This is a genomic window from Vibrio sp. 10N.261.51.F11, assembly GCF_041471665.1.
GTDB lineage: Bacteria > Pseudomonadota > Gammaproteobacteria > Enterobacterales > Vibrionaceae > Vibrio > Vibrio crassostreae_C.
Map to the genome: position 1 here is coordinate 310,870 of NZ_JBFROW010000025.1, position 8,224 is coordinate 319,093.

Genomic DNA, 8,224 nt, shown 5'->3' on the forward strand with positions numbered 1-8,224 from the left:
CTCGCATCTCGCATCTCGCAGTATGTTACAAGCAATAAAAAGCCCCGCAAGCTTTCACTTGCGGGGCTTTTTTAGCTAATTGAGAAAAGGGCTAATTACTTACCAGCTTCTTTTTCTGCTTTAACTTTTGCAATCACTTCGTCAGCAACGTTAGTTGGACATGGTGCGTATTGTGCGAATTCCATAGAGAATTGGCCACGACCAGAAGTGATAGTACGTAGGTGACCGATGTAGCCGAACATCTCAGAAAGAGGTACGTCAGCTTTAATACGAACACCAGTAACGCCAGCTTGTTGATCTTTGATCATGCCACGACGACGGTTAAGGTCACCGATAACATCACCAACGTGATCGTCTGGAGTGAACACGTCAACGTTCATGATTGGCTCAAGAAGTTGCGCGCCAGCTTTAGGCATAGATTGACGGAATGCGCCTTTCGCTGCGATTTCAAATGCGATAGCAGATGAATCGACTGCGTGGAAACCACCATCGAAAAGTTCAACTTCAACGTCTAGAGTTGGGAAGCCAGCTAGTACGCCGTTTTCCATCATAGATGCGAAGCCTTTCTCAACTGCAGGCCAGAATTCTTTAGGAACGTTACCGCCCACAACTACAGAGTTGAACTTGAAGCCAGAACCTGCTTCGCCTGGTTTGATACGGTAATCGATCTTACCGAATTGACCAGAACCACCAGATTGCTTCTTGTGCGTGTAGCTATCTTCAATTGCTTGAGTGATAGTTTCACGGTAAGCAACTTGAGGAGCACCTACAGTTAGGTCAACGCCGTATGTACGCTTAAGGATATCTACCTTGATGTCTAGGTGAAGTTCACCCATACCTTTCAGGATAGTTTCGCCAGTCTCTTCGTCAGTCTCAACTTGGAAAGATGGATCTTCTGCAACCATTTTACCGATAGCGATACCCATTTTCTCAGAACCGCCTTTATCTTTTGGAGATACAGCGATTGAGATTACTGGAGTTGGGAATACCATTGGCTCAAGCGTTACTTGGTGCTTAGGATCACATAGAGTGTGACCAGTTTGCACGTTCTTCATACCAACGATCGCAATGATGTCACCAGCTTGAGCGCTAGTTAGTTCGTTACGGTCATCAGCTTGCATCTCAACCATACGGCCAACACGTTCAGTCTTGCCAGTGAATGAGTTAAGAATCGTGTCACCTTTGTTCAGTTTACCAGAGTAAATACGAACGAAAGTTAGAGCACCGAAGCGGTCATCCATGATTTTGAATGCAAGCGCTTTGAAAGTCTCATCTGTAGAAACGATAGCGTGTTCGCCAGTTTCTTCACCGTTCTCATCCATTAGAGGCTGAGGGTCAACTTCAGTTGGTGCTGGTAGGTAATCTACTACAGCATCAAGGATAAGTTGCATACCTTTGTTCTTGAACGCAGAACCACAGAACGTTGGGAAGAATGCGATATCACGAGTACCTTTACGGATACAACGCTTAACGTCTTCAATAGAAGGCTCTTCACCTTCCATGTAAGCTTCCATTAGGTCATCGTCTTGCTCTACAGCAGTTTCGATTAGCTCTTCACGGTATTGCTCAACGTCATCAACCATGTCCGCTGGAACATCTTTGATTTCGTAGTTTTCAGGAAGACCAGTGTCATCCCAAACGTATGCTTTACGGCTTAGTAGGTCTACAACACCAACGAACTCGTCTTCACGGCCGATTGGTAGAACCATTACTAGAGGAGTTGCACCTAGAACGTTTTTAACTTGGTCAACAACGTTGTAGAAGTCTGCACCCATACGGTCTAGTTTGTTAACGAAGATCAGACGAGATACTTCTGATTCGTTAGCGTAGCGCCAGTTAGTTTCTGATTGAGGTTCAACACCACCAGAACCACAGAATACACCGATACCGCCATCAAGAACTTTAAGAGAACGGTATACTTCAACTGTGAAGTCAACGTGTCCAGGAGTATCGATAACGTTTAGACGGTGATCGTTCCAAAAACAGCTTACAGCTGCTGATTGGATAGTAATACCGCGCTCAGCTTCCTGTTCCATGAAGTCAGTCGTTGATTCGCCATCATGTACTTCACCAGTCTTGTGGATTTGACCAGTTAGCTTAAGGATACGCTCAGTGGTAGTTGTTTTACCCGCATCAACGTGCGCGAAAATACCAATGTTTCTGTATTTCGATAAATCTGCCATTGTCTTACTCTGTTAATAGGATATAAAATGCGCGCAGAGTATATCACAATCTGTGAAGACTGATAGCTTTGCATGCATTTGGGACTAAAAAACTTTGCCTTTTTCTAACATATAGAAAAAGGCACTCAGTAGTAACAATCTAAATGATTGTTAATTATAGTGCTAACCTAAAGCCTAATCGGCGTTAAGGTTAGGCTGAATTGCTGCTGTATAGAGTAGCTGAAGTGAGTTCAATTACAACTCATCAAAAGCATTAATTGCTTCCGATAATTTTTTCACACCGTGGATCTGCATTCCTGGAATGCCACCTTTAGGCATGTTAGCCGCCGGTACAATCGCTTTCTTAAAGCCGTGTTTAAATGCTTCATTTAAACGCTCTTGTCCGCTCGGTACAGGTCGAATCTCACCCGCTAGGCCTACTTCTCCAAATACCACCACATCTTTTGGTAATGCGCGGTCTCTGAAACTAGAAAGTAGAGCCATCACCAACGCAAGATCAGCACTGGTTTCGGTTACTTTAACACCACCGACGACATTCACAAACACATCTTGGTCAGCCATTTGTAAGCCGCCGTGTTTATGCAGCACCGCTAATAACAAAGAAAGCCTGTTTTGCTCTAGGCCGACAGCGACGCGACGTGGGTTAGCCAGCTGTGAATAATCCACCAGCGCTTGGATTTCGACAAGAAGTGGACGCGTCCCTTCCCACACCACCATGACAGAACTGCCCGAGGTTTCTTCTTCACCACGAGACAAGAAGATAGCGGATGGGTTGCTGACTTCTTTTAGCCCTTGGCCTGTCATCGCAAACACACCCAGTTCATTCACTGCACCAAAACGGTTTTTGTGGCTGCGTAGCGTTCTAAAACGGCTATCGGTTCCGCCATCTAATAAAACAGAACAGTCAATAATGTGCTCAAGTACTTTTGGCCCTGCTAAGGTGCCGTCTTTAGTTACGTGTCCAACTAAGAACACAGCAACGTTATTCTGTTTTGCGTAGCGCGTTAATGCGGTTGCCGATTCACGAACCTGTGCAACACTGCCCGGAGAAGATTGAACATCCGCAACGTGCATAACTTGGATGGAGTCGATAACCATGATCTTAGGTTGTTCTTTTTCTGCAACCTGACAAATCTTATCCACGTTCGTTTCTGAGAGCATCTTTAGGTGCTCTTTTGGCAATCCAAGTCGAGACGCACGCATCGCGACTTGTTGCAGAGATTCTTCCCCGGTTACATAGAGAGTCGGTAATTGAGAAGAAAGCTGACACATGGTTTGTAATAGCAGCGTTGATTTACCGGCACCCGGGTTACCACCAATCAGGATCGCAGCACCCGGTACGACACCACCACCAAGTACGCGGTCTAGCTCTTTAAAGCCACTACTAAAGCGTGGTACTTCTTGTAGATTAATTTCAGATAATGTCTGAACGCTCGATTCTGTTACTGCACCTGCATAACCAGATAATCTTTCATTGCGCGCTACTTGAGGTGAAGCGGCTAACCTAACTTCTGTAATCGTGTTCCAAGCACCACATGCGTTGCACTGCCCCTGCCAACGTGGAAAGTCAGCACCACAGTCATTACACACATAAGCTCGTTTTGCCTTAGCCATAAAACCTCAATAATTTACTCAGTTACACAATGATGTTGTCAATTTGTGACTTATTTGACCGTACGGGTGAAAATAAACGTTGCAGTCATACCACTTATACTTAAAGATCGATTTAAACTAGTCGATAACATAAATGCACCGTCCATTCTAACAAGAAAAGTATGCAGCAATCTGAAATTCTATCTGTAGCAGAACGTCTTATCCCGGCCTACCACGCCGAAGATTTCGAATTCCTTCTTTCTCAAATGACAGAAGGGGAATCGCCGTCTCTGAAGCTGCTCGTTAAAATGGAACTGAATCGTATCATGGCTCCGTGTACAAAGAGCATTGATTTACGCGGGCGTATTGATAATGAGTGTCGTCAGTTCACTCTCGATGGCCGTAAGCACTGGCTCGATGATATCGCTTTAAACGCATATCAACGTGGTACGAAAAAGTTTAAAGGTTACACAGAAGGCGCATGGGAGTTAGTAATGACTCCGCGAACTCAGCCTCTGAGCGTTGTTAAAACATCTTCTCAAGGTAACCACGACATTACTAGCGCCAATAGCCCGTACGAAGCGGAAGCTATTAACCTAGGTTACGACTTAAAACGCCAAGAGAACAGACTCAAGATTAGCTCGCAGGTCGAGATCACCACATCGAAAGGGCAAAGCCTACATGGTGTAACGGTTGATATCTCCCCGTCGGGTGCAAAGTTCAAAGTACCGAGCGCCTTTCGATACAACCTCGGCGAGATCATCAGCGTTAAGTTCTCAGAGCTTATCGAAAAGTCCCAAGAAAACGATGTTAACCAAGCGGTTGAATTTCGTGTTTTGGGTATCGACGAATCTTATGAGAACAACGCGGTCAAATTTCTAAGAACCATCAAGGTAAGCGACAACAATATTGTGGCTCGCTTACTCGATGAGTCTTTAAATAGCACCAGTAAGAAAACCAGCCATGAGAATCAAGATAGGATTATTCGAACTCGTACTCGAGGAATCGAACATACCTATCTAAAGCATACTTGTAACCTACCCTTGTTTTTCAGCGGCAGCGAACTAAAGCTTGCCCTACTGACGGATAACAACCATCCATTATGGCAATATTGGCACGACGAACGAAATCAACAAGCGCTGGGTACCCTGTTCAACGAGCAACGTATGAACCTGTTGGCGAAACCAGGAGTGAAGGGAACCAGTAACGTTATCTACTCTTTTACCCATGAACACCAAAACAAGACCTTGTTCTATTCAATGATGCTGCCTGAAGCCTCTCGTGAACAAAGACAGCTGTTCTGGCACATCGGTGGCAAACGTAAAAGTTGGAAGGCGTTCAAGTTCTCGGTTTTCGAACTTTCAGACACTGAGCGACAAGCATTAGCTAAACACTCGGATACGCTGGCTCAAAGCTCAGCTCAACTGACGCATTGCGGAATCTTGCAAGAGATTGGCGATCACGAAAGTGCGGCGGACTATCTTCTGAGTGAAAAGCCACGCATTCCAAGCAGTGAATTGAACCGCTTCCGTCACCCGCGTACTGTCGTCGGCAATATTCAAAGCATCTACTTTGACTCTCAGACTCGTCGTAAAGAGCCGAGATACCAATTTAAGTCACCGTTGCAACTTACATCACAAGATGGCACAGCGGCGAACGGACACACCTTAGATATTTCGAAGCGTGGACTGAGCATTAGCCTTGAACACCCAATGGTACTCAAGATTAATGATCCGGTATTAGTGAACTTCAATGAACTGCAGCTCTATGACAAGAACCTGCCACTGAGCACAGTGCCTTACCACGTAATTCGAGTGAGTCCGAATGGTCGCAACGTGCAGTTGGTTATTGCCGAGAACGCCAAGACAATGCGTACCATCGCTTTCCTTAATGGGCTTATCGATCAAAACCAAAGTAAGCTGATTAAGAAGCAAGAGATACTGCCAACACATTCGCTACTCGAATCACTGCACAACATTTTGTTGAGCAAGATGGTCAGTAACCCAATATTCATTGATAAGCCAAGTTCAACGCTGCGCTGTAAGATCATTGGTGTGAATTTCCCACTGAATAAGCATCTAACGTTACTTGCTAAACTTGGTCACAACCAAAAGTTCTCACTCGAGCCAATCTTCAAGGGTCACACCAACTCACTGTTGGCTGAGCCACTAAAAAGAATTGAAGGTGCGGAGCCTAAGCATCATGACGTGTACATTGCTGCAGTGAAGTTTGGCGACAAAATCCAGTCGGTACACACCAAGTTGGTCAAAGACTTCGCCTCAGCAAAGGAACGCATCTTATTCATCAAGAAAGCGCAGCACTTAGGTGATGTGTATGTATTGCGAGTCACCACGGCACCTATCTTTAATCCGCTAACGAGTTTATTCCAGTCGGATTTAGAAGAGCTTTCACGCATCAGTATGCATCAAGCTAAGAAGCTAGAGAATGAGGTGACGGCGTTTATCGGTTATGGCGAGATAGAGGACATTACCGATGAAGTGCTGATTCGATTGGAGCTAACACGCTAGCCTCGAGTGGCGTATTAACTTAAGCATGAAAATTGAAAAAGCAGGCTGATAGCCTGCTTTTTTTGTGTCTGAGCCACTATTGCTAAATAAGATACATAGCCAATAGCACTTAGGTAGAGCCCCTAAGGTTTCGCTTGCCAGCTGATCTTCTGTTGCTTAGCCAATACACCCGACAAGATACACAGCACACCGCCTAAACCTGCGTAACGAACAGCAGTTTGAGCTTGCTGCTCTACTTTTGGTTTTGCGTGGTAGGCAATGCCTAAACCTGCAGAGCCCATCATCACCAAGTCATTGGCACCATCACCAACGGCAACGGTATTATGTAGTTCCAATTCGTACTCTTCAGCCAACTCTACCAAGATATCCGCTTTGGTCTGCGCCGAAACAACATCGCCTAAGACTTCACCCGTCAACTTACCGTTGACGATCTCAAGCGTGTTTGATTGAGCATGGTCTAGATCAAGGGTATCTTTCAGGTAGTCAGAGAAGTAAGTAAAACCGCCTGATGCAATCGCCGTTTTCCAGCCAAGCTTATTTAGAGTATTCACCAGCCCGACCAAGTCTGGCATGAATGGCAATGACTGACGCACTTGCTCTAATATCGATTCATCCGCACCTTTCAGTGCTCCTACTCGCTGGCGTAGGCTCTGTTCAAAGTCGAGCTCGCCTTGCATTGCTCGTTCTGTGATTTCAGAGACTAACTCTCCCACTCCAGCTAGCTTGGCAATCTCATCGATGCATTCAATTTGAATCGCTGTGGAATCCATATCCATCACGATCAAACCTGGCTTAGATAAGTCTGGGACCTCGCTAAGGCAAGCATAATCAAGCTTTAGCGCTTGGAGGATTTCTTCGTGTGCTGGCGTTAGATTGCCTGACATCAAAGCCACTTCATAATGCCCAACCTTCCACGTATCGAGGATGGTGTTGTAAGTGCCAGTGAAAAAGTCGATGTCATCGAAAGATTGTGGAGATAGGTACTCACCAAACACAATCCAATTGGCCTTGGATTTAGCGAGTTGAGAAGCGAAACGAGTCTCGGGGAGTCGAGTTAATAATGTCGTATGCCTTTTTATCGGCAGATATTTCTGAGCGTCCATGTGTATGATTCCTAATTAACTATGCTAAACGTTAACCTATTGCAATTTGAAAACGCAAGTCTCAATATGTCTTAATCATAACATTTGTTTATTTCAGGCTTCGTGAAACATGAATGAATCATTGTTCTCAATACGTAACGCTTTACGAATGCTAGCCCTCATTTTGTTGGCTACCATGTTCGTTGTAACGATTAAAAATACGGTCGTTATCAGTAAAGGTAACGAGAAGATCCAAGCAAAACAGTTGGAAACTCTTACCAAGCTGCTTATCTCTCAGGCATCACTTTCAGCCAGCAAGATGATCACGCAACAAGACCAAGAGCGATTGCTTGATCTGACTAACCAGCTATCTCAAGACCGACTGGTGTTCGATACCACCATCTATGATGCAGAGGGTATTCGACTGGCTTCGAGCGAAAAAGCCCTCTCGGTACGTGAGGTTCTTGGCTTAGATACACCACTTTCAACAGCAAGTATCGGCAGACAACAGTTAGTTGAACCTATTTATTCTCCAGAGAAAACGATCATCGGCTTTATTCGAGTGACTTTTGAAACCGGTAAGATGACGGCGATTTCTGATCACCACTACCGCAAAAGTGATCGCTACATGATCGGTATGGTGTTGATGGGGTTTGTGAGTGGCGTGTTGTTCATCATGCTGATTCGCAGAAGACCAACTAAGTCTGGTGAGAACTTACTATTGAAAAATGTAAGCTCATAAACACACTAGGCTGACAATAAATACTAGACTCAGAATAAATACAGCAATCCAATAAAAAGCCCCGACGCTCAGGCAGCAATGAAGTGACCCCGTAAA

General features: G+C 45.0%; 5 protein-coding genes. 2 read left to right on the forward strand and 3 right to left on the reverse strand.

Annotated features, from left to right (window positions below; translation table 11 throughout):
- Positions 1–95: 95 nt before the first annotated feature.
- Entirely contained in the window at positions 96–2,183 is a 2,088-nt protein-coding gene (gene fusA, locus AB4351_RS09585) for an elongation factor G (RefSeq protein WP_017058825.1), read from the reverse strand.
- A 234-nt stretch (positions 2,184–2,417) separates the two neighbouring features.
- Entirely contained in the window at positions 2,418–3,797 is a 1,380-nt protein-coding gene (radA, locus tag AB4351_RS09590; protein WP_017058826.1) for a DNA repair protein RadA, read from the reverse strand.
- A 161-nt stretch (positions 3,798–3,958) separates the two neighbouring features.
- On the opposite strand from radA, the gene AB4351_RS09595 reads away from it, so the two are divergent.
- Complete coding sequence (locus AB4351_RS09595) at positions 3,959–6,304, forward strand: PilZ domain-containing protein (protein ID WP_017058827.1); 2,346 nt, start codon at positions 3,959–3,961, stop codon at positions 6,302–6,304.
- 122 nt (positions 6,305–6,426) lie between these two features.
- Here the strand turns inward: AB4351_RS09595 and serB are convergent, their stop codons facing one another.
- Positions 6,427–7,407 (reverse strand): phosphoserine phosphatase, encoded by a 981-nt coding sequence (gene serB / locus AB4351_RS09600; RefSeq protein WP_017058828.1) that lies wholly within the window; start codon positions 7,405–7,407, stop codon positions 6,427–6,429.
- A 109-nt stretch (positions 7,408–7,516) separates the two neighbouring features.
- Here serB and AB4351_RS09605 point away from each other — a divergent pair, with 109 nt between their 5' ends.
- Complete coding sequence (locus tag AB4351_RS09605; RefSeq protein WP_076655999.1) at positions 7,517–8,128, forward strand: YtjB family periplasmic protein; 612 nt, start codon at positions 7,517–7,519, stop codon at positions 8,126–8,128.
- Positions 8,129–8,224: the final 96 nt, after the last annotated feature.

Coding starts and splice junctions, on each gene's coding strand:
- serB (WP_017058828.1), bottom strand. CDS start 7,407: ATGGACGCTCAGAAATATCTGCCGATAAAAAGGCATACGACATTATTA.
- AB4351_RS09595 (WP_017058827.1), top strand. CDS start 3,959: ATGCAGCAATCTGAAATTCTATCTGTAGCAGAACGTCTTATCCCGGCC.
- radA (WP_017058826.1), bottom strand. CDS start 3,797: ATGGCTAAGGCAAAACGAGCTTATGTGTGTAATGACTGTGGTGCTGAC.
- AB4351_RS09605 (WP_076655999.1), top strand. CDS start 7,517: ATGAATGAATCATTGTTCTCAATACGTAACGCTTTACGAATGCTAGCC.
- fusA (WP_017058825.1), bottom strand. CDS start 2,183: ATGGCAGATTTATCGAAATACAGAAACATTGGTATTTTCGCGCACGTT.